The following is a 17,335-nucleotide window of genomic DNA, read 5'->3' on the forward strand; positions in this document are numbered from 1 at the left end:
GCCCACCGCTCATCCAAGGAACAACGCACGTGGTACGCGTAAACCAGAGCAGCAATCCTCGGTCGGTCGTCGTCCTGAGCTCAGGTACGGATTGGCGTACCCGAGCCGCCGGGCAGAAGCGCAGCAGCGGGGCCGAGTCCGAGATACCTCGGAAGCAGCCCGCGAAGATCAGAGCCTTGCAGCAGGCCATCAGCCTTGCGAACATGGCCATCAACAAAAAGAACTGGAGTGCAGCGCGCTACGCGCTCAGCCGGGCTCGCGTTCTCGCCGACGCCCTTCCCGCCAACGTAGCCGTTGCAGAACGCGAAAGGCTCTCAGCGGCCCGCAAGAGGTTCGCCGCGCGCAACACGCCGGCCGCGAAGAAGGCCAAGCAGGCGAAGGCGACAGCGACCAAGCGTGCGGGCGGCAAGAAGCCAGCCCCGAAGAAGTCCACGGCGAAGAGCACTGCCAAGCAATCGAAGCCCGCGCCCGTGCGCGACCTCGGTGACCGTTTCATCAACCGCGCGGCCTTCGGGTACGGCCCCACGAACGAGACGCGGTGAGGGCGTGCCGCCCGCTACTCCCGCGGACGGCACGCCCCCAAGTCGTTCATCGCTCCGACGCGAACCGTACGAACCGCCCCCAGCCTTCGCGGCCGACGGCGAAGGACGGGCGGGTCACGTCCTTGGAGTCCCGTACGTAAACGGCCTGTTCGGCGATCGCGACCTCCACACAGTCGTCTCCCTGGGTGCCGCTGTAGCTGGACTTGAACCAGGCGAGTTCCGACGTACCGCTGCTCATAGCTCTCCTCGCAGTCGCTCCAGCAGGTCCCGGGATTCCTTGGGGTTCAGGGCCTGCGAGCGCAGTGTGTCATAGCGTCGGCAGAGCAGACTCATCTCTTTCGCGTCGGAGATCAGCCGTCCGTTCTGCTGTCCTTCGGAGTTTCCAGGATTCGCATAGGCCCGTCCAGGCACCCGTGGAACTCCAGCTCTACCGGCACCACTTGCAGCGTCACGTTGCGCGGCGCAGTCAGCTCCAGCACGTGGTCCAGCATGTTTGCCTGGACCTCGGGCCCACCCAGCCCACGCCGGAACACCGACTCCTCCACGATGAAGCCGAACGGCACGGTCGGACGCTCCCGCATCATCGCCTGCCGTTCCATTCGGGCCGTGACCTGTGCCTCCGTCTGCTCGTCGGTCAGCAACGGGATGCTGTTGTCGAACACCGCCCGCGCATACGCCTCCGACTGCAACAACCCCGGAACCAACCGACACTCATACGTACACAGACTCACCGCCTCCCGCTCCAGCCGCGCCCACCGCCGGAACCACGCCGCCAGCCCCGCCTCCCCCCGCGTCAAATGCCGCGCGGCCTTCCGCAGCGCACCCGTGTTACCGAGCGCCTCCTCCGCGCGCTCCACGAACGCCTCGTCCGGCATCCGGCGCCCCAACTCCACCGACTCGACCGTGTGTTTTGAGTACTGCACCCTCGCACCGAGGTCCGCCCGACTCAGCCCCGCGTGCTCACGCAGCGCCTGCACGACCGCCCCGAACGTCCGCAGGCTGTCCGACGGATGTGGCTCCCGCTCCCACTCCCCCACCGGCCCCGCCGGAACCGCCCGCACACCGCCGGCGCTCCCAGCCACCGCCTCCCCCTCGACCCCGACTACGTCCATTCGCCGCCCCTTTCCTCGCCTCCGCACCGCGCCGCGCCGGCCGTCTCTCACGCCGCCCGCGTCCACCCCCCAGCCTGACGGATCATCAGACGTACCGTCCACTCTTCGTGTCCGTACGCTGACTCAGCGTACGGGGTGCCACACTCGTCCCCGCCCCCGTCCGACCGCCACTCTGAGGTCACGGAGATCCGGGACGAGCCGTCCGTGTCCACCGCTCACCTGCGGAAACACCCGGACGGCACGTCCCCTCCGTGCACTCCCGCCCGCCACGGGCGGCGGCGGCCGGACCCGGCCGCGTCAGACGAGCTGGAAGGTGCAGTCATGCAGAACGGAACCAACCTCTACGCGCTCGACATCAGCGCGGCCTCGTTCACGAAGGCGTGCGGCGGCCCCTGCACGGAGGGATGCGTGACCCTCGCCCGGATCGGTGAGGACGCCTGGGCGCTGGGCGACAGCAAGCGGCCGGACGCAGAGCCTCTGCGGTTCACCACGGAGGAGTTGAACGCCGCCGGCATTGACCCGGCCCGCTTCGGCCTCGGCGCCTGACCCTCCTCCCTCCCCCCTGTCGCCGGCCGGGACCGGGTCCCTCCCCGCGTCCGGCCGGCGCTCCGCACTCCGGGAGCAGCCCGTGCACCACCACGCCTACCTCTGGACCGGCCCGAAGGCGCGCTTCGACGACGAGGCCCTGCGACGGCCCCCGCACCCCGACCCGCCGCCGGCCGGAAGCAGGCCGGAACTGATCGAGCGCTACCGCCAGGTCGCCGCGGAGTTCCGCACGTCGGACCTCCCGCCCCTGGAGACGGCGTACTGGCTGATCAAGCCCCGCTCGCTGGTGCGGGGCACCTGGGGCGAGGCGAAAGAGGCGGCGGCCTGGCTGGGTGAGCGCCTGGCCGAGTACGCCCCGCGGTTCGCCGCGGAGCACGACCGGGACACCGCGCGCCTGGCCCGGCTGGTGGACGCCGCCGCCGAACGGCTGCACGCGGGCGGCGACATGTCGTACGGCCACTACCTCGAACGCCCCTCGTACCTCGCCCTCACCGTGGTGACGTGCTCCCCGAACCGCGCGACCCTCGAACTGCCGTGCCCATGCGCGTAGAAGATCGCTCGCTCCGGCTCCGTACGCTCACTCAGTGTACGGGGCTCGGGTCTCGCCTCCGCCCGTCAACTCCCGCCACGCTGACGCCATGAACCAGGCAACACCTCACGTCGGCGCCCCCGTCGGCACCTTCACCCAGCTGCTCTCGTCCACACGGCGCGGCGCCCGTCTCGCGCGGCTCCTCGCGGTGACCGAACTTCGTTCCTGGGACGTCTCGCAGGACCTTACGGAGCGTGCCGAACTCGTCGTGGCGGAGCTCACCGCCAACGCCGTCCTGCACGGACGCGTGCCGGGCCGCTGCTTCCGGCTCACGCTCACCCTCGACCCGGCGGCCGGCCGCCTCCGTATCGAGGTCAGCGACGCCCGCGGAGACCTCCGCCCACTCTCCCGCCCCACGGACACCGACCCACTCGGCACCACCGGACGCGGCCTGACCCTCGTCACCGCCCTCGCCGACCACTGGGACTGCATCCCCTACCCACCCAGTGGCAAGACGGTCCGCGCCGACCTGCTCGACACCATCCCCTGATCACTTCGCCGACCGACCGCGCCGGCTTTCCCACCCGGCCTCGGCAGACGACCTCGATCACACCAAGCCGACCACCCTCGGGATCAGTACAGGAGGTCCAAGTCGCTGAACGGTGTTCTGGGCCTTCCGCTGACCTCACGGAACTCGTCCGGGTCGTAGTGGAGCCGGAAGGTGTGGGTGTGTCCGCCCTCGACCCAGTAGACAGTGATGGCGGAGAGCAGGTCACGCGCCGTCCGACGGGTGCGGGACCTGATCCCCTCTTCCTGGTCGAGAATCCAGTCCTCGACATACTCCGGGAGGCTGAAGGTCAACGTGTAGGCACGTCCTTCACGGGGTTCGAGGAACCAGAGAGGATGCCCTGCGCTCCGCTGGCTCCTGCGCACGCGCACTGCGTGAGTGGGATGTGCCCGCGCGTATCTGAAGAAGTGCTCGAGGTCGTCGGAGACGAGCCCGAGGACGAACGGAGCTGCGGGAAAGGCGAGTACGAGCCCAGCGGCAGACGCTGCAGGTCGGCCACCAGCGTGTCGAGCGGACGAGTCACCGCGGCGGAGCTGGGCACGGGGTCCTCGTACATGTCCAGCAGGTGACGGCGTACGTAGCTGCGGATACTGTACACGGCGGGCCGCTGACTCGGAGGCATCGACTTGGTCATGTCGTAAACCGCCTCGGCAGCGTCCTTCACCAGCTTGCACAGGCGGTTTAAGTGAGGCAGCGACAGATCGATAAGCGAAATCTGATGGGCCAGCGCGAACTCCTGCGCGTCCCGCGTGAACCCTGACGTCGAGAAGATCGCGTAACTGTAGTGGTAGCGCGTCCTCGGGCGCCGAGGACCCGCACCACTGCTCAGCGTGGTGACCTCGCCTGCGTTCAGGTCGTGCACTACACCGTGGCCGTTGCGTACGACACTGAGTCCGACCGGGGAGCCGGTGAACTTGGCCTCGGCGAACAGACGGATCGGGAGCGAAAACGGAGGGACGTACGGGAACTCGCCCAAAGCGTCCGCCTGGTGCCAGGCCCCCCGTCCCCGGACCACCAGCCCGTGTTTGCGCTTCTCCAGCACCTTCCACGGGGGCCTGGCCGTGTCGTCCGCCTCCGTCAGCAGACGGTATCCACTCGATCTCAGCAGCCATGCGAGCACCTCTTCGAGCAGGTATCCCTTCAGCGTCCTTAACTCCACCATGCGGTGACCTTAAGCACCATGCGCCTGATTGCTCCTCAGAACGCCGAAATTTCCTAGCAGCATGCGTTCGGGCGAGAGGGCGACGCACGTCGGGCAGGCTCCCCCGCCGAGCCACACGATCGCGCCGGAGCCGCGCACCCTCACCCTCCCCTCCGCAGCGCTATGCCTCCGCGGGCAGCGCCGGGAACACCACCACCGAGCCGTCCCGGTCACGGGCGATCTCGATCGCCACGTCCGTCGGGCGGCCGTTGAGTGCGACGCCGTCGCCCAGGCTGCGGAGCTGGTACGCCGAACGCAGGAGCCGGTCGACCTCACCGGTCGTGAAGACGGGGCGCTTGCTGCTCGGGCGCGCCAGCTCCAGCGTCGACAAACGCAGCAGCACGGCGGCGATGCCCTTCTCCAGCTCCTCGAGACGCCGCTCGTCGTCCTTGAGGGCACGGACGAAGTTCTCGAACAGGTTGTCCGGCTCGCTCTGGGCCCGCTCGACCGCCTGGAGGACGTTGACGCGCCGCTTCAACGCGATGGCCAGCGACGCCAGTTCGCGGTGGGTGCGGAACACTCCTCCCTGCTCGTCGACGCCGGGGAACGCCTCGGTCAGCGTGCCCATCTCGACGGGCTCGCCGGCCGGCAGCTTGTCGAGCGCGCTCCGCCAACGGGCGAGACGGATGTCGGCCTTGCTCAGGGCCGTGTCGATGGCGTGCACCGCGGAGTCGAGGCCCAGCGAGACACCGAGCCTGCCCTGGTCGAGCAGGATGGCCGTGGCCTTGTCGATGGCGGGACGGCAGCCGTTGAGTGCACTGTGCTCGTCGTCGAGCTTGTCGGCCTGGAGCTGCTCCAGAAGGTCCGTGATGTGCTCGATGGCCTGCTGCCGCTTGCCGTCGGCGTGGGCGCTCACCCCGACGGCCACCGCCATGAGCACGAGCGGAGCGGCCACGGTGAGTACCGTGCCCCCCACAGCAGCGGCGCCGGCGGTCGCGCCGGCACCGCCGACCGTGCCTGCCGCTGCCGCTCCACTGACCGGCACGATCGTCGCTTTGGCGGCGACCTGGCCTGTCACCGTATGCACGAGGTCGCCGTAGAACCCGCCCGTGGCCCCTTTCGGCGCCATCCAGGTGACCAGCCCCTTCCCGAAGTCTTCGGCGACCTTCGCCGGGACCACCACGCGGCACAGAATCTCGCCCGAGGCCGTCGCCTTGGCCGCCGCGGCGGACGTCTTCGCCGACTCGGTGATGAGCTGCGACAGGTGCTGCGCAAGCGGGCTGGCGGCGTCGAGGGGGATGCCACGGCTGCGGTCGAGCTTCTCGGGCAGCGGGTGCGCCTCGAGCGTGGCGATCGGCTGGTCGGCCAGCGCCGCGAGTACACCCCGCAGTTCACTCAGCCGCTCCGCCGTCATCGGCCCGTCTCCGATGACTGCCGGCACCTGGACGTCGCGTGTCGCCAGCGTCCAGACCGGAACGTTCGGCGCCTTGCGGTAGTCGATCATCGTCCCCCCAACTCATCCCCACGTCAGCCTGCGTCTGACGTCCCAGCAGAACGGTATAGCCGAATCGGCACACCGTGTGTCACTCGGTCCCCGTCGAACGCCTCTCGGCACAGCCGGTCGGCGCGGGCGGCACGAGCAACACCACTCAGCATACGCTCTGTTGACACTGCCAACGCATCAATCTAGCGTTGTCTGCGTATGCGGGCGTCGTCGAGGGGGGCGGCCCTCTCGTCCGTGCCGTGGACGAGACGCACAGCGTGTCACGGGTTGGGGGATGGTTTGGCGCGGAACCGGGTACGTCTCAGCGGCGGCTCGAGCTGGCAGACGGACTTCCGTCGCAGGACCACGGGGCGCCCCGTGCGCACCGCCATGGACGTCGCCCGCCTCCACCGGAACGTCAACCACATCCTCCTGGACCTGCAGCGCGCCGTGGAGAGATACGCGGTGGCCGAGGCGACCTTCCTCTACGGGCTGGCCTGGTCCCAGGTGGCCGAGGCACCGCCCAGTGAGACCCGGAAGCAGCGGGAAGAGCTCCAGGCGTTCAAGAAGGTGCTCAACTCCGCATCCTGGCTGGAGGAAGGGCGCCGGCGCGCGGCGACGGCCGAAGTCCGGCACGAGTCCCCGGCCCGGCAGCGCTCCACGGCGCGTCCGGGGCACCGTCCTGCCGCGAAGCGCGCGAGCGGTCACGTGCCGCGTCGTGAGGCGAAGCCTGTCAAGGAGACCGCGGCGCACCGCACGCCCTCACCGACGGACGGTTCCGGCGCTCGGACACCGGTTCGTCGTGACGAGCCGCCCCTGTTGGGGACCGGTCAGTTGTCGGAGATCGCCACCGAGCTCCGCCCGCTGCTGGAACAGACCGCCCGCATGGGCGCGACCACCACCTGGTCCCGTATCAGCAAGCGCCTCCCCGGACTGCCGCGGCTCCACCGGGACGACCAGAGCGTCATCCTGTGGCTGGTGGACGAGGAGCGCCGTGAGGGCGAACCCCTTCTCTGTGCTCTCCTCACGGTCGGCGACCGGCAGATGCACCCCCGTTTTCCGGTTATCGCGGAGCAGCTCGGCCTGCCGTGCTCGGGCACTGCCGCGCAGCAACAGATGACGTGGAGCTACGAGGTGCTGAAGGTCCACCAGTACTGGCGGCATCGGCGTCCCAGGCGCGACTGAGAGAGCCGGCTGCCCGTCGGGCGGTCGGACCACGGACGGATCGAGTGGAATCATGGGAAACGACTGGACACGGCTCACCCAAGAAGCCGGGGAGCTGGGCGGGCCTGACGACTTACGAGGCCACTACAGGACGAAGGGGCGAGTGGAGGTCACTGCCGGCGTCCTCGCCCTCACCCTGGCCGGGGCGGGTCTGAAGTGGGCCGTCGGCCGACTGCGCAACCGGGACGACGAGTCCGGATGCGGCGAAGAAGCAGCCGAATCGACACCTGCCGAAGTACCGGAACTGCGACCGCCGCGTTGCTCACCATGACCGGCTGATCCCACAGTCCGCCAGTTCCATCCACACTTCCCGAGGAGACCCGGCCGATGGCCACCGTGCTGTTCAAGGACACGACCCACCAGGTAGCCGACCTGATCACCGACATCCGGCGTGGTGAGATCGCCTTGCCCGACCTGCAGCGGCCTTACGTGTGGCAACCGGCGAAGGCGCGCGAGCTGTTCGACTCGATGTACAAAGGCTTCCCGGTTGGTTACCTGCTGTTCTGGGAGACCGGGATCGAACCCGGGGCGCGGCAGATCGGCGAAGGGGCCAAACCGGAGGCGGCTCGTCGGCTCATCGTCGACGGCCAGCAGCGTCTCACCTCGCTCTTCGCCGTCATGACCGGCACGCCCGTGGTGAGGGAGGACTACCGCACGACACGCGTCCGGCTCGCCTTCCGCCCCTCGGACGACACCTTCGCCGTCACGGACGCGGCCATCGAGAGGGACCCCGAGTACCTCCCGGACATCAGCGTGCTGTGGGACACCGCCACAGGACGCCGCAAGGTCATCCGTGACTTCCTCGCCCGCCTGAACGACAAGCGTCCCCTCACCGAGGCCGAGGAGGACCGGATCCAGGACGCGCTCGACCGTCTGCACGACCTGGAGAGCTACCCGTTCAAGGGGGTGGTGCTCTCGGCCGACATCGACGAGGAGCAGGTCGCGGAGATCTTCGTCCGCATCAACAGCGAAGGCGTGAAGCTCGACCAGGCCGACTTCATCCTGACGCTCACCTCCGTGTTCTGGGAGGACGGACGCCGCGCCCTTGAGGAGTTCTGCCGGCAGTCGCGGACTCCCGCTCTCCACGGTGCGTCACCCTTCAACTGGTACATCAAGCCCAAGCCGCCTCAGCTGCTGCGCGTGGTCGCCGCCGTCGGCCTGGACTCCGCCGTGCTCAAGCAGGTCTACGCGACCCTGCGCGGACGGGACGCCTCGGGGAAGCTGTCCCCCGAGCAGCGCGAGGCACGCTTCGAACAGCTCCAGCAGGCGCAGAAGCACGTCCTCGACCTCCAGCACTGGCACGAGTTCTTCCTCTGCCTGGAGCGCGCCGGCTTCCGCGGCGAGAAGATGATCTCCAGTCAGAACGCGCTGCTCTACAGCTACGCGCTCTGGCTGATCGGCCGCGTCCGCTACGGCGTCCCCCTCGACCGGCTCCGGTCCGTCATGGCGCGCTGGTTCTTCATGGCTCAGCTCACCGGCCGCTACACCGGTTCGGTGGAGTCCCAGATGGAGCACGATCTCGCCCTGCTGCGGGACGTCCCGCACGGCGACGCGGACGGTTACACCACCACCCTCGACCGGGTCGTCCGGGAAACCCTCACCTCGGACTTCTGGACCATCACTCTGCCCAACACGCTGAACAGCTCCGCTGCCAAATCGCCCGCCCTGCTCGCGTACATCGCGGCTCTCAACATCCTGGACGCGGACGTCCTGCTGTCCGACGTCAAGGTCCGTACCCGGCTCGACCCGGCCATCCTCGCGCGCAAGGGCGTCGAACGGCATCACCTCTTCCCCCGGAAGTACCTGCAGAACTCCCTCAGGATCACCACGAGCACGCGCATCAACCAGATCGCCAACATGGCGCTGCTGGAGTGGAGCGACAACATCACCATCTCCGACCGGGCGCCGGCGCAGTACTGGCCCGCGCAGCTGGCCGCCAAGGGGCTGCCCGCCGACGTCATGGCCCGTCAGCGCTATCTGCACGCCCTGCCGGACGACTGGCCGTCGATGGACTACGACACCTTCCTCACCGCTCGCCGCTCCCTGATGGCACAGGTCGTCCGTGACGCCTTCGGGCAGCTGGAGAGCGACTCCTACCGCCCTGTGTACAGCACCCCGTCCGTCGTACCCGAGCAGCGCACGGCGAGCAGGCTCCCCTCCCGCCGGATCAAACTGTCGGAGCTTCTGGACGCCGGCCTGATCAGCGCGGGAACCGTTCTCACCCCCGCATGGGAGGAGTACGGGCAGGTGGCCGTCGTCGACGACGAGGGCCGCATCCTGCTCGACGGGCAGATCCACGACACCCCGTCCGGAGCCGCCAACGCGGCTGGAGCGGGGACCAACGGCTGGACCTTCTGGCTGGCCGACACCCCTGAGGGACAGGTGACGCTGGCGGATCTGCGCGCCGTCCTGTCCGAAGAGAACTGAAACTCGCCCATGCGCGTTGACGGTGTCAACGCGTAGCCTGAGGAAGTTCGACGCAGGCATCGCCCCTCCCGGAAGGTCACCCATGCCGCAGCCCGACCGCCTCCCCGGCACACCTGAGTTCCGCATCAAGCTGCCGCAGGACGGTGCCGAAGCGCGCGGCTGTCTACTGACCCAGTTCGGCGGCAACGGGACGAACAAGTTCCTGTTGCGGGAGGGGTCCCTCGTGACCGCCGAGGAGTGGCCGGGGCTCGGCCGCCACGCCCGCCGGTTCCGGGCGGAGCTCCGGGCGGACGGCGCGCTCGTGGACGCCCCGGCCGCCCCCGGCCGGCCCCAGGACGGGTCCGCGCGCTGGGTGGTGACCCGGGACATCGAGTGCAACTCCTCGTCGGCCGCCGCCGCGCTGGTGTACGGCTACGACGCCTCCGGTCCGGAGTCCTGGCGCACCGACGAGGGCCACCCACTCTCCGACTACCTGTCCACCGGCTGGCGTCCCCCGCACAAGGCGTGGCTGGTGCGCGGCTCGAACGTCTCGGGCCACAACCTGGTGCGGCAGCTGTGGCTGAAGGAAGGGTTCGTGTCGCTGTCGGGCGCGCACCTGCCGCCGCTGGAGGAGTCCGATCCGACCAAGAGCGCGTTGCGCCGCTTCGTCGAGGAGGGCTACGAGGGAGCGGCCTCGTACCACCAGAAGCAGGGCCTGGTGGACGAGTTGCACGCGTTCCTGACGCAGATGCGGGTCGGGGACACCGTGGCCACCTACGACGACGACCGGCTGTACCTCGGCCGGATCACCGGGGACGCCGTACAGACCACGTCGCCGGGCGGGCTGTCCAATCTGCGCCGGTCGGTCACCTGGCGGGCGGACAGTCACCCGTACGACGAGCTGCCCGGGGAGTTGCGGCAGAAACTGTCCGTGCAGCACGACGTGGTCGATCTGACCGGCGTCCTGGACGCCCTGGACGGACTGACCGGTCAGGCGGACAGCACGGACGAGACGGAGGTCGCGGAGACCCTTGAGCGGCCGGTGCCGAAGGAGTTGACGCTGCCCGAGATCAGCGGGTCGCTCGCCGCCGAGCTCCTGGTCCACGACCGGGCGTGGCTGCATGAGCTGCGCGAGCTCCTGCTCGACGAGAAGCAGTTGGTGTTCTACGGTCCGCCGGGCACCGGCAAGACGTATTTGGCGATGAAGCTGGCCGAGTACTTCGGGGGAGGACCGGAGCAGGTCAAGATCGTGCAGTTCCACCCGTCGTACTCCTACGAGGACTTCTTCGAGGGGTTCCGGCCGGTGGAGGACCCCGAGACACGGGAGGTGGCGTTCCGGCTGACCGCCGGCCCGCTGCGGGAGCTCGCCGACCTCGCCTCCCGCGAGGGCAACCGGCACATCCCCCACTTCCTGATCATCGACGAGATCAACCGCGCCAACCTGGCCAAAGTCTTCGGGGAGCTGTACTTCCTGCTGGAGTACCGGGACCGGTCCGTCCGGCTCACCTACTCCGGGGACGACTTCCCGCTGCCGCCTAACCTCTTCGTGATCGGCACGATGAACACCGCCGACCGGTCGATCGCGCTGGTCGACGCGGCGATGCGGCGCCGTTTCGCGTTCGTGGAGCTGTCCCCGCGCATCGAGCCGACCGCCGGGTTGCTCGGACGCTGGCTCGAGCGCGAAGGACGCGACCCGGAGCCGGCCCGCCTCCTCGACTCCCTGAACTCCCGGATCGACGACGCCGACTTCGCCATCGGCCCCTCGTACCTGATGAAGCCGGGCGTGTACCGCGACGGCGGCCTCGAGCGGACCTGGCGCACGAAGATCCTGCCACTCCTCGAAGAGCACCACTACGGCGAGGGCATCGACGTCGCCGCCCGCTACGGCCTCGACTCGCTGCGCGAGCGGCCGGCATGACCGCACCCGTGCCGGATGTGGTGCTGCACGAGCACGGGCCCGCCGTCTCCGTGCCGCTCGGCGCCGCGGCCGGCCGGGCCCTCGCCGCCTCCGGCATACTCCAGTCCGCCACTCCGGACCCCGCCCGGGACGGGCACTGGCTGCTGCGGGCGGGGAGCCGGGTCGGCGCGCTCCGCACGCCCGGCGGTCCGATCGTACGGATCATGCCCAAGACCCCGGTGAGCCGGATCTTCTTCCTGCTCGGGTTCAGTCTCGACCCGGAGCGGACCTGGCGCGACGACCGGGAGGGCACCGTCGACACCGGCGCGTACGACGACGTGGTGCCCGCGCTCGCCCACGCCGTGGAGCGGCGGATCGACGCGGCGCTGCGGCAAGGAGTCCTCCAGGGCTACCGGGAGGTGGAGGAGTCCTCGCTGGTGGTGCGCGGGCGGATACGCGAGGCCGAGCAGATCAGGCGGCATTTCGGCCGCACACCTCCCGTGGAGATCGCGTACGACGCCTACACCGCGGACACCGCCGAGAACCGCATCCTGCGCGCCGCCGTCGAGCGGCTGCTGCGGCTGCCCGGCGTTCCCGGCCCCGTGCGGCGGCGTCTGGCCCACCAGCGGGTCCGCCTCGCCGACGCCCTGCCACTGGTCCGGGGGCAGGAGCTGCCACGCTGGCAGCCCTCCCGCCTCAACTCGCGCTACCAGCCGGCTCTGCGGCTCTGCGAGGCCGTGCTGCGGGGCTCCTCACCGGAGCACCTGCCGCCGGGGGCCGATCCGCTCGCCGTGGACGGCTTCCTGTTCGACATGAACCAGCTGTTCGAGGACTTCGTCACCGTCGCCCTGAGCGAGGCCCTGAAGGAGCACGGGCTGGCCCCTCGCCTCCAGGACCCCCACCACCTGGACACCGCCGGCCTCGTGCGGATCCGACCCGACCTCGTGGTGCGCACCGGTGACGGCCGGACGCCGATCGCCGTCGTCGACGCCAAGTACAAGGTGGAGAAGGCCGACGGCCGCCTCAACGCCGACCTGTACCAGGTGCTCGCGTACGCCACGGTGCTGGGCCTGCGCGAGGCACACCTGGTGTACGCGGCCGGACGGCTGCCCACGCGCTTCCACGAGGTGCGCGGAACGGCGGTGGGGGCGGACGGGCGCGGAGTGCGGCTCTACCAGCACAGCGTCGACCTCTCCCGCGAACCGGGACAGTTCATGTCGGCCCTGCGTGCCATCGCCGGACGTCTGGTCCGCGCCGGCTCCCCCGCGTGACCGTGATCATCAGTCGGACGGAAAGGAAGACACCTCATGCCCCGGCTCGCCTTCGCCCAGAGCTTCTGGGACGGCTACGACACCCTGGAAAAACCGGTCCGAGCCGGAGTACGCAAGGCCATGACGAAGTTCCAGGCCATGAGCGTCGCCGAACTCAACGCCGACAAGGGACTGCATCTGGAGTCCGTCGAGAACGCCCGTGACCGACGGATGCGCACCATCCGCATCACGGACTTCTGGCGTGGCGTCGTCCTCGCGCCCGACGACGGCAGCGACGTGTTCCTGCTCGTCAACGTGCTGCCGCACGACGACGCCTACACCTGGGCCGCGAAACGCCTGTACAGCGCGAACTCCGCGACCCGGGCCCTGGAGGTGCGCAACGCCGTCGCCCTGGACGAGCTCACGCCGCTGTACGAGACGGCGGCCCGCTCGGCTCCTCGGCTGCTCTTCGGGCACATCTCCGACGGCACGCTGCGCGAGCTCGGCATCGACGACCAGGTGCTGCGCGCCGCGCGCTCCCTGGTGGACAAGGCCCAGTTGGAGGCGTTCTCCACACTCCTGCCGGAGGACCAGCTGGAGGTGCTGCAGTACCTCGCCGAAGGCTTCAGTCCGGAAGAGGTCTACCGGGACGTCGTGGCCGTCCGCCGGCCCGCCGACGCGCCCGCCGAGCCGGTCGAGGACCTGGCCACGGTGATCGCCAACACCCCCGCGCGCATCCGCCTGGTCACCGGCCCGCAGGAGCTGGAGGAGGCCCTGGACAAGCCGTTCGCCGCCTGGCGGGTCTTCCTCCACCCCTCCCAGCGACGCGTCGCCTACCGCACCTCGTTCGGGGGCCCTGTCCAGGTCACCGGCGGCCCCGGCACGGGCAAGACGGTGGCGGCCCTGCACCGCGTCAAGCACCTGCTGGGCCGCTCCGACGACAGCCGCATCCTGCTCACCACGTACACGAACGCGCTCGCCGCCGGCCTGCGCGACATGCTCGGCCTGCTCCTCGACGAGGACGAGAAGCTGCTGGCGCGGGTCGACGTGACCACGGTGGACGCCTACGCACACGGTGTGGTGCGGGCGGGGTCGGCGACCGCGCCCAGGCCGATCGGGGACCGGGAGCAGCGGCAGCTGTGGGAGAAGGTCGTCAAGCAGCTCGATCTGCCGTTCACCGCCCGGTTCCTGGCGCAGGAGTACCGGCACGTCGTCCTCGGCCAGGACCTCCGCGATCTCGACGCCTACCTCGGCGTAAGTCGTCGAGGGCGCGGCACCGGTCTCGGGCCCGCACGCCGCCGGGAGGTGTGGAGCGGCGTGGAGCGGTTCGAGCGGCTTCTGCGGGACCGCAGTGAGACCACGCACCTGGGGATCTGCGCACGCGCCGCAGATCTCCTCGGCGAGGCGCCGGCCCCGTACGGCCATGTCGTGGTCGACGAGGCGCAGGATCTACACCCCGCGCAGTGGCGTGTGCTGCGCGCCGCTGTGTCCCCGGGTCCCGATGATCTGTTCGTCACCGGCGACCCGCACCAGCGGATCTACGACTCCCGGGTGTCCCTCGGGTCCCTGGGCATCGCCACGGCCGGCCGCAGCTTCCGCCTGCGCGTGAACTACCGCTCGACCGAGGAGATCCTCGCCTGGTCGGCGCGGCTTCTGGCGCCCGTTACGGTCGAGGCGCTGGAGGGCGAGGGCACGGACTCGCTTGCCGGGTACCGTTCGCTGCTGCACGGGCGCCACCCCCAGGCACAGGGCTACGCCACACGGCAGGAGGAGACCGAGGCCCTGTTGGACCGGGTGCGGAAACTGCTGGACGAGGGTTTGGCACCGCACGAGATCGGCGTGTGCGCGCGCTTCAACCTCTCTCTGGACTCGGCGGAGGAGAAGCTGAAGGCCGCCGGAATTCCCGTGCTACGGGTCAAAGGTCAGACCGCGCAGAGCGCCGAGGGGGTGCGGCTGGCGACGATGCACGCGATGAAGGGCCTGGAGTTCCGGGCGGTGTCCGTCCTCGGCACCGGCGAGGGCGCCGTCCCGTTCACCCGGGAGATCACCCCGCGCGAGGCGGACCCCCTGCAGCACGAAGCCGACCTGCTCCGGGAGCGCTGCCTCCTCTTCGTCGCCTGCACCCGCGCTCGCGAAGCCCTGAGCGTCACATGGAGCGGAGCTCCGAGCCCGTTCCTGCCACACGTCGCCTGACCAGCCGCCCGCTGCGGCCCGCGCGGAGCTTGCGGGGCCCCACCAGACGCCCCGCACCTCCTCACTTCTCCGGCGCCAGGGCTCCCGTGGAGAGGCCGTCGCGGGCGATTTCGGTGAGCTCCCGACTCAGCTCGCCGACCTTGCGCATCCCTTCCTCGAAGGCGGACAGTGTCCGGAAGGCGGAGCCGTACCGACGCTGCTCGTCGATGCCCATGCGAGGGATACGTGAGCCCCTGCCGTCGAGGCGGTAGGTCCCACTGGCACTGGTGCTCCGGCGGGCATTGACGGAACTGCGTAGGAATCCCTGCAGGTAGTCCGTGTCGAGCTGCTCGCTGGCCGAGACCGGTTCCGACCCGTCGTACGCGACGAGTCCGGCGCGGGCGAGATCCGCGACACTGGTGGTGGCGCCGTCCAGGGAGCCCGGTCCGCCGCCCGGCGCGAGCTCGGGCAGCAGTGCGGCGAGTCGGCGGATGTGCTCCTCCAACTCTTTGCGCAGGGCGGCGTATTCAGCGGGATAGTCCCGGTTTCGCGTCCGCAGATGGCTGCCGGGCGTCAGGTCGACGGTGTCGTCGAGGAGCTCGATCAGCGGCACGTCGGCGACCTGGTCGGGGCGTGGTTCCAGGCTTCCGTCGGGACTGTTGCCGGTCAGGTCGATCATGCGCACGGTGTGGTTCGTATCCGCGGTTCCCGTGCCCTCGGGGCGCTGCAGACACCACAGGTGAACGGGCAGGGCGTGCGAGGTCGCCGTCCCTGCTGGCAGGGCGACCACTTGGCGCACGATGCCCCGGCGAACGAGTTCCGCCCGGATACGGCGGCCTGCCTTGCGATACGCGACCGAGGCCGGCATGACCAAGAGGGCCTGGCCGCCGGGCTCGGTGTGTGCATAGGCGTGCTGGAGCCACGCCAGTTCCCCTTCGGCCTTGGACGGGGTACCGAGTTCCCAGCGGGAGTCGAGCAGCAGTTCCTCCCGCCCCCACTCGGTCACACCGGCCGGCGGGTCGCAGACGACCAGGTCCGCCTTGAGGTCCGGCCATTCGTCCGCGCGGAGGGAATCACCTGCCACGATACGCACACTCGATCGCCCCAGGAGGTCGGCGCGGAATTGCGCGAAACGAGCGCTGTCAGCATCTGCCTCCTGACCGCAGCAACGGGTTCCCGCTTGGGCCGCAACGGACAGGAGTAGCACTCCGATCCCGCATGCGGGATCGAAAACCGTGGCATTGCTCGGTAGTTCAGGAGCGAAGTGACGCACGGCACGCACCACGCGTTCGGAAGTCACCTGGTCCGATCCCGCACGCCGGGCGGAATCCATGAAACGTTCCGTCAGCCCGTTCAGGAGGTCGACAGACCCTTCGGTCCGGGCGAGCCTCCGCACACGGGTGGCGATGTCGTCCGGCAACCCCAGCTCATGCTCTCCGGCCAGCATCCCAGCCACCCCGGCAAGTCCCGTGACCGTCTGCTCCCCGTACACCGCCCGCATGGCCTGCCACAGTTCGACCTCGGGTGACACCTCTTGGCCTTTGCGCTGCTTGTCCAGCCACGCCTGGACCTCCGCTAGCGCGTAGAGCGGACTGGTCGCGGCGCCCCCCGCCGGCGCCGGGAAGTCGTCATAGCGCCGACGCCAGTTAGAAACAGCGGCCCGGGTGACCCCCGCCAACCGAGCGATCTCGGAACCGGTGACAAGAGGGCCAGCCGATGAAGCGGCATTGTCCGTCATACCCCCAGCGTACACGGAGTGAAATTAACACTCCAGGGAATAGCTTATTGACATTGTACACGGTTTCACCAGAGCCCTTCGTGTGTACCTAGTCCCTCTGAGTCCAGTGCGATGCTTCTGCCCCCGGCCAGCAGGGTCCCTCCTGCTAGAGGACGAACGGTCCTCGTCCTCTACCCGCCTCTTCGCTGCGGTCTACCTCCATCCGTTCCGGTCTCGTTCCGGCTCTCACCGACTCAGCCCGCTCTGCGGCCCTTGGCCTCTTCCCTTCCAGGAGGAACTCGGGATAACCGGTCTCCTCACCTTCGTCCAGCACTTGGCCGACAGCTTTCTCACACTGGAGCAGATGAGCGGCACCGCCTCCCTGCAGCGTCACCCCCTGGCCGAACGCGCAGCAGTTGGGATCCCGGGTCACCGTCGACGGCGACCCGGGATCCCAACTGATCCCCGAATGCCTCAAGGACAAGCGCTTCGGCCTCTCCTTCGCCCTCCGGCAGAAGGAACTGAACTTGCCCCGCGGTACGGTCTCAATATCTTCGGCAGGCACGTACCGTCATCTCCCTGCTCCTCAGCGACGCCCCGGTTCCTCTGCTCGGTATCCGTGACTACTCGCGCATCGTGCGCAGCCTGGGCCGACACCGCGACGACCTTCCGCTCTCCCGGTCGCGGTATACCGAAGCCGAGGCCAATGGCGCCGGCACAATGGACGAGAAGGACACCGGGGCTGGCG

At 69.5% G+C, this 17,335-nt stretch carries 14 protein-coding genes and 1 pseudogene; 9 read left to right on the forward strand and 6 right to left on the reverse strand.

From position 1 onward, the window contains the following. Positions 1 to 176: 176 nt before the first annotated feature. Positions 177 to 542: a hypothetical protein gene (locus ACFW47_RS24205; protein ID WP_386307025.1), complete on the forward strand. Its 366-nt coding sequence runs from the start codon at positions 177 to 179 to the stop codon at positions 540 to 542. Between the two features lie 46 nt (positions 543 to 588). Here ACFW47_RS24205 and ACFW47_RS24210 read toward each other — a convergent pair whose 3' ends face one another. Together ACFW47_RS24210 and ACFW47_RS24215 are read right to left on the reverse strand one after the other, a co-directional pair. Beyond that, complete coding sequence (locus ACFW47_RS24210) at positions 589 to 780, reverse strand: DUF397 domain-containing protein (RefSeq protein ID WP_386307027.1); 192 nt, start codon at positions 778 to 780, stop codon at positions 589 to 591. Further along, a pseudogene (locus ACFW47_RS24215) lies at positions 777 to 1,654 on the reverse strand (Scr1 family TA system antitoxin-like transcriptional regulator). Before ACFW47_RS24215 ends, ACFW47_RS24210 begins: the two are co-directional and overlap by 4 nt. A gap of 321 nt (positions 1,655 to 1,975) precedes the next feature. Here ACFW47_RS24215 and ACFW47_RS24220 point away from each other — a divergent pair. From ACFW47_RS24220 to ACFW47_RS24230, 3 genes are all read left to right on the forward strand, one after another. Continuing rightward, complete coding sequence (locus tag ACFW47_RS24220) at positions 1,976 to 2,200, forward strand: DUF397 domain-containing protein (protein ID WP_386307029.1); 225 nt, start codon at positions 1,976 to 1,978, stop codon at positions 2,198 to 2,200. Positions 2,201 to 2,282: 82 nt separating this feature from the next. Continuing rightward, positions 2,283 to 2,750 carry a hypothetical protein gene (locus ACFW47_RS24225; protein WP_386307031.1) on the forward strand — a complete coding sequence of 156 codons (468 nt, stop codon included), beginning with the start codon at positions 2,283 to 2,285 and terminating at the stop codon, positions 2,748 to 2,750. Positions 2,751 to 2,838: 88 nt separating this feature from the next. Further along, entirely contained in the window at positions 2,839 to 3,279 is a 441-nt protein-coding gene (locus ACFW47_RS24230) for an ATP-binding protein (protein ID WP_386307033.1), read from the forward strand. An 83-nt stretch (positions 3,280 to 3,362) separates the two neighbouring features. Here the strand turns inward: ACFW47_RS24230 and ACFW47_RS24235 are convergent, their stop codons facing one another. The 3 genes from ACFW47_RS24235 to ACFW47_RS24245 form a co-directional block, all read right to left on the reverse strand. Further along, positions 3,363 to 3,590 carry a hypothetical protein gene (locus ACFW47_RS24235; protein ID WP_386307035.1) on the reverse strand — a complete coding sequence of 76 codons (228 nt, stop codon included), beginning with the start codon at positions 3,588 to 3,590 and terminating at the stop codon, positions 3,363 to 3,365. After that, positions 3,587 to 4,459: a hypothetical protein gene (locus ACFW47_RS24240; protein ID WP_386307037.1), complete on the reverse strand. Its 873-nt coding sequence runs from the start codon at positions 4,457 to 4,459 to the stop codon at positions 3,587 to 3,589. The genes ACFW47_RS24235 and ACFW47_RS24240 overlap by 4 nt, the downstream gene beginning before the upstream one ends. Positions 4,460 to 4,619: 160 nt before the next feature. Further along, a complete protein-coding gene (locus tag ACFW47_RS24245) occupies positions 4,620 to 5,942 on the reverse strand; it encodes a hypothetical protein (RefSeq protein WP_386307039.1) in 1,323 nt (440 codons plus the stop codon). A 357-nt stretch (positions 5,943 to 6,299) separates the two neighbouring features. On the opposite strand from ACFW47_RS24245, the gene ACFW47_RS24250 reads away from it, so the two are divergent. The 5 genes from ACFW47_RS24250 to ACFW47_RS24270 all read left to right on the forward strand — a co-directional run bounded on the left by ACFW47_RS24250 (position 6,300) and on the right by ACFW47_RS24270 (position 14,891). Then, positions 6,300 to 7,106: a hypothetical protein gene (locus ACFW47_RS24250; RefSeq protein WP_386307041.1), complete on the forward strand. Its 807-nt coding sequence runs from the start codon at positions 6,300 to 6,302 to the stop codon at positions 7,104 to 7,106. Between the two features lie 366 nt (positions 7,107 to 7,472). Then, the gene (locus ACFW47_RS24255; protein WP_107476681.1) at positions 7,473 to 9,572 is read left to right on the forward strand and encodes a DUF262 domain-containing protein; all 2,100 of its coding nucleotides are present in this window, start codon (positions 7,473 to 7,475) and stop codon (positions 9,570 to 9,572) included. A gap of 82 nt (positions 9,573 to 9,654) precedes the next feature. After that, positions 9,655 to 11,469, forward strand: coding sequence for a DUF4357 domain-containing protein (locus ACFW47_RS24260; RefSeq protein ID WP_386307043.1), 1,815 nt, complete (start codon positions 9,655 to 9,657; stop codon positions 11,467 to 11,469). Next, entirely contained in the window at positions 11,466 to 12,719 is a 1,254-nt protein-coding gene (locus ACFW47_RS24265) for an McrC family protein (RefSeq protein WP_386307045.1), read from the forward strand. Before ACFW47_RS24260 ends, ACFW47_RS24265 begins: the two co-directional genes overlap by 4 nt. A gap of 36 nt (positions 12,720 to 12,755) precedes the next feature. Next, complete coding sequence (locus ACFW47_RS24270) at positions 12,756 to 14,891, forward strand: UvrD-helicase domain-containing protein (protein WP_386307047.1); 2,136 nt, start codon at positions 12,756 to 12,758, stop codon at positions 14,889 to 14,891. 61 nt (positions 14,892 to 14,952) lie between these two features. Here ACFW47_RS24270 and ACFW47_RS24275 read toward each other — a convergent pair whose 3' ends face one another. After that, positions 14,953 to 16,608, reverse strand: a complete 1,656-nt coding sequence (locus ACFW47_RS24275) for an N-6 DNA methylase (RefSeq protein ID WP_386307050.1) — start codon at positions 16,606 to 16,608, stop codon at positions 14,953 to 14,955. Positions 16,609 to 17,335 lie beyond the last annotated feature (727 nt).

The sequence above is a fragment of the Streptomyces sp. NPDC058796 genome, assembly GCF_042745235.1.
Lineage (GTDB): Bacteria > Actinomycetota > Actinomycetes > Streptomycetales > Streptomycetaceae > Streptomyces.

Coding starts and splice junctions, on each gene's coding strand:
- ACFW47_RS24210 (WP_386307027.1), bottom strand. CDS start 780: ATGAGCAGCGGTACGTCGGAACTCGCCTGGTTCAAGTCCAGCTACAGC.
- ACFW47_RS24220 (WP_386307029.1), top strand. CDS start 1,976: ATGCAGAACGGAACCAACCTCTACGCGCTCGACATCAGCGCGGCCTCG.
- ACFW47_RS24230 (WP_386307033.1), top strand. CDS start 2,839: ATGAACCAGGCAACACCTCACGTCGGCGCCCCCGTCGGCACCTTCACC.
- ACFW47_RS24240 (WP_386307037.1), bottom strand. CDS start 4,459: ATGGTGGAGTTAAGGACGCTGAAGGGATACCTGCTCGAAGAGGTGCTC.
- ACFW47_RS24245 (WP_386307039.1), bottom strand. CDS start 5,942: ATGATCGACTACCGCAAGGCGCCGAACGTTCCGGTCTGGACGCTGGCG.
- ACFW47_RS24255 (WP_107476681.1), top strand. CDS start 7,473: ATGGCCACCGTGCTGTTCAAGGACACGACCCACCAGGTAGCCGACCTG.
- ACFW47_RS24260 (WP_386307043.1), top strand. CDS start 9,655: ATGCCGCAGCCCGACCGCCTCCCCGGCACACCTGAGTTCCGCATCAAG.
- ACFW47_RS24265 (WP_386307045.1), top strand. CDS start 11,466: ATGACCGCACCCGTGCCGGATGTGGTGCTGCACGAGCACGGGCCCGCC.
- ACFW47_RS24270 (WP_386307047.1), top strand. CDS start 12,756: ATGCCCCGGCTCGCCTTCGCCCAGAGCTTCTGGGACGGCTACGACACC.
- ACFW47_RS24275 (WP_386307050.1), bottom strand. CDS start 16,608: ATGACGGACAATGCCGCTTCATCGGCTGGCCCTCTTGTCACCGGTTCC.